Origin of the sequence: Brevundimonas sp., assembly GCF_036677305.1 — a bacterium.
GTDB lineage: Bacteria > Pseudomonadota > Alphaproteobacteria > Caulobacterales > Caulobacteraceae > Brevundimonas.
This window is the reverse complement of record NZ_JAKFEB010000046.1, coordinates 1-3891: the sequence shown is the minus strand read 5'-3', so window position 1 is coordinate 3891 and position 3891 is coordinate 1. Positions and strand designations below refer to the sequence as shown.

Below are 3891 nucleotides of genomic sequence, written 5' to 3'. Positions count from 1 at the left end.
GGGCGTCAGTGCGAGGCCAGCGTGGCGTCGGGATTGGGAATGCGGCGTTGGTCGTCGATGATCACGCCGTCCTCGATCTTGATGACCCGGTCGGCCCATTCCTCGAGGCGGGGGTCGTGGGTCACGCAGATGACGGCGGCGCCGTGTTCGGTGGCGGCGCGGCGCAGCAGGCGGATGACGATCTGGCCGTTCTCGCCGTCGAGGGCGGAGGTCGGTTCGTCGGCGAACAGGATCTGGGGGTTCTTGGCCAGGCAGCGGGCGATGGCGACGCGCTGCTTCTCGCCGCCGGACAGGGCCGAGGGCCGCTGGTGCAGACGATTGCCGAGGCCGACCTCCTGAAGGGTGGCGGCCGCCTGACGTTTGGCGTCGGCCTTGGACAGGCCCTGGAATTTCAGCACCACCTCGACCTGCTGCAGGGCCGACAGGGCCGGAAACAGGTTGAAGCCCTGGAAGATGAAGCCGCAGTGGTCGAGGCGGAATTTGTCGATCTTGCCGGGCGACAGCTTCCACAGATTGTCGACGTCGAGGGTGTCGACCCGGCCCTCTTCAGGGCGCAGCAGGCCGGACAGGGCGGCGATCAGGGTCGACTTGCCCGAACCCGACGGGCCCATGACCATGGTCAGGTCGCCGTGGCGGGCGTCGAAATCCACGCCCTTGAGCACGTCGATATACGACTTGCCGGACTTGAAGCGCTTGACGAGACCCTTGGCCTCGATGGCGAAGTCGCCGTGCTTGCCGTGAACCTTGGTGTGACCGGTCATCGCAGCAGGTCCGCGGGCTGGCTGTTCTTGAGGATGCCGAGGGACAGCAGGCCCGACAGCATGGCGATGATCACGAGGCCGCCGCCGACGACGATCAGCAGGATCGCCGGGAGGGCGATGATGACGGCGTTGGCCGCCGCCAGCATCTGCACCAGCAGGGTCAGGCCGATGGCGGCGCCGACGCCGACCAGACCGACCCAGAAGCTGAGCTCCATGACGATCCGGTTCAGAGATCCCATGCCGACGCCCAAGGCCCGCAGGGAGGCGAACTCCTTGATGTTGGCCATGATGGCGCCGCGCAGGGTCTGCCAGGTGATGGCCACGCCGATGATGGTGCCCAGCACCACGCAGCCGCCGATGATGATGACCAGAATGCCTTCCTCGAACATGGCCGAGGCGTTGGCGTCGGCCAGCTCCTGACGGGTCCAGGCCTTCCACTGGCCGTCACCCTGCTCGTTCAGTTCGACCGCGACCCGCTCGGCCTGGGTCGGGTCGCGCAGCTTGATCATCAGGGGGCCGACGCGCGGGCCGGTGTCGGCCTGGCCCAGCATGCGCAGGGTGTCGCGCGACATGACGATGTTGGCCTGCATCATGTTGGGATAGCCGCGGGTAATGCCCACGACGGTCACGGTCTGGCCGTTGTACAGGGCCTTGTCACCGAGTTTGACGCCCAGCTTGGTGACGGCGGTTTCGTCGATGGCGACGGTGTAGGGCTGGCGCAGGGCGTCGACCAGTTCCTGGGAATAGTCGGTGGGAATGGTCACCGCGCCGGGCGTGGTGTCGATGATGCTGGCCTGGACGAACTCCTGGCGCGGCGCCCCCATCTTGGCCCGGTCGGCCTGGGACATGGTCGGGTCGACGTTCTTGACCGACTGGAACGAGCCCCCGGCGCCGTCCAGCGGCTGGACCTCGATCACCGCCGGGTTGCGGTAGGCCAGCGGAATGAAGCGGCGCGGCACGCCCGAGGGGCCGCCCATCAGGCTCTTGGCCCCGGGCTGCATGATGATGATGTCGGCGCTGGAGCGCTCGATCGTGGCCGTGAAGCCCTTGCCGATGCCGATGAAGACGCCGGTCATGGCCAGGACCAGAAGGCCGGACAGCGCGAGCGCCATCACAGCGGCCATATAGCGCCGCCACTCGTACAGCAGCGTGGAGAGGGCGAGCGACATTGGTAAGGACAGGTCCCCGAAGCGTTAGCGCTATGTGACGACGAGGTTCGCCGGAACCAAGTTAAATCGGGGTAAGGCGATCAGCGTTACGCTTTCGTGAGCCGGTCGCGAGGCGATGGACGGGATCGGCTCATCGGGTCTAGGTAACTGCAACAGTCCGCGATCAACGGCGGACAAGGGAGATTTCGCAGAATGCAGCTTCGTTCGCTCCGCGCCGCCGTCTCGGCGACCGCCTCGATTGTCGCCGTCGCCGGCGTCATGGCCGTGATGGCCGCGCCAACCTCCGCCCGCGCCGATGAAGGCATGTGGACGTTCGACAATTTCCCGATCCAGACAGTGAACGACAAATACGGCACCCGGATCGACCAGGCGTGGCTGGACCGGGTCCGCAACGCCGCCGTCCGCATCCAGGGCTGTTCGGCCTCCTTCGTGTCCGATGAGGGGCTGATCCTGACCAACTGGCACTGCGTCGTCGGTTGCGCGCAGGAACTGTCCTCGCCCGAGCAGGACTATGTGAAGAACGGCTTCCTGACCCGGAACCGCGAGGAAGAGAAGCGCTGCCCCGGACAGACCGCCGAGGTGCTGGTCGACATCGTCGATGTGACCGACCGGGTGCTGGCCGCCGGCGCCGGACTGGAAGGCGCCGCCTTCAACGCCGCCCGCACGGCCGAGACCAACACCATCCAGACCGAAGCCTGCGCCGGCGATGCGAAATTCAGCTGTCAGGTGATCAGCTTCTACCGCGGCGGCCGCTACGCCATGTACAAGTTCCGCAAATATGACGACGTGCGGCTGGTGTTCGCGCCCGAGAACCAGGCCGCCTTCTTCGGCGGGGACCCCGACAATTTCAACTTCCCGCGCTACGCCCTCGATGCCGGCTTCCTGCGCGCCTACGAGAACGGCCAGCCGGTCGAGAGCCCGAACTTCCTCAAGTGGAATCCGAACCCGCCCAAGGAAGGCGACGTGACCTTCGTGGCCGGCAACCCCGGCACCACCCAGCGTCTGCTGACCATGAGCCAGCTGGAGCGGCTGCGCGACCAGCAGCTGCCGGTGACCCTGATCCAGAACTCGGAACTGCGCGGACGCCTGCTCGAATATTCGCTGACCGGCGACGAGGCCAAGCGGCTGTCGTTCGACCCGATCTTCGGCCTGGAGAACAGCTTCAAGGTCTATTACGGCCAGCAGGGCGCCCTGACCGATCCGGCGTTCATGAACGCCAAGCGCGAGGCCGAGGCCGAGCTGCGCGCCCGCGTCGCGGCCGATCCGGCCCTCGTCCAGCAGATCGGCGATCCCTGGGGCGATCTGGAACGCGTCCAGGCCGTGGCCCGCGACCTGTACCTGCCCTACCGCCAGCTGGAGCAGTCGGCCGGCGGCGGCTCGCAGCTGTACCAGATGGCGCGCGCCCTCGTGCGGGCGTCGAAGAACACGACCATGACCGACGTCCAGCGCGCGCGCCTGGCCACCGCCATGGGCGCCGAGACGCCGATCGCCACGGACATGGAAGAAATCCGTATGCGCTACTGGCTGTCCAAGACGCGCGAGTATCTGACGGTCGACAATCCGCAGGTGAAGGCCATGCTGGGCCGTGAAAGCCCGGAAGCCCTCGCTGACCGGCTGATCTCGAACACGCGGTTGGGCGACGCCGCCTTCCGCGCCCAGGCCGCCGGCATGACCACGGCGCAACTGGCCGAGGCCGACCCGTTGCTGGCCTTCGTCGTCGCCAATGACGCCGCGGCCACCGACATCGGCGCCCGCTGGGCCGCCGAGGTCAACGCCCCGACCGCCCGCGCCGCCGAAAAGGTGGCCCAGGCGCGGTTCGCGGCCTACGGCACCAACCTGTATCCCGACGCCACCTTCTCGCTGCGCCTGTCCTACGGCCAGGTCGCGGGCTGGACCTATCGCGGCGTGACCGTGCCGCCGTTCACCTACATGGGCGGCCTGTACGAGCGGGCCACGGGCGC

At 67.5% G+C, this 3891-nt stretch carries 3 protein-coding genes; 1 reads left to right on the top strand and 2 read right to left on the bottom strand.

The genetic code is table 11. The features are described 5' to 3' along the window. Positions 1 to 5: 5 nt before the first annotated feature. Entirely contained in the window at positions 6 to 761 is a 756-nt protein-coding gene (locus V6M42_RS02810) for an ABC transporter ATP-binding protein (RefSeq protein ID WP_332658552.1), read from the bottom strand. Beyond that, complete coding sequence (locus tag V6M42_RS02805) at positions 758 to 1930, bottom strand: ABC transporter permease (RefSeq protein ID WP_332658553.1); 1173 nt, start codon at positions 1928 to 1930, stop codon at positions 758 to 760. Before V6M42_RS02805 ends, V6M42_RS02810 begins: the two co-directional genes overlap by 4 nt. A 192-nt stretch (positions 1931 to 2122) precedes the next feature. Here V6M42_RS02805 and V6M42_RS02800 point away from each other — a divergent pair. Then, a partial coding sequence (locus V6M42_RS02800; RefSeq protein ID WP_332677000.1) for a S46 family peptidase occupies positions 2123 to 3891 on the top strand: 1769 nt, incomplete at its 3' end.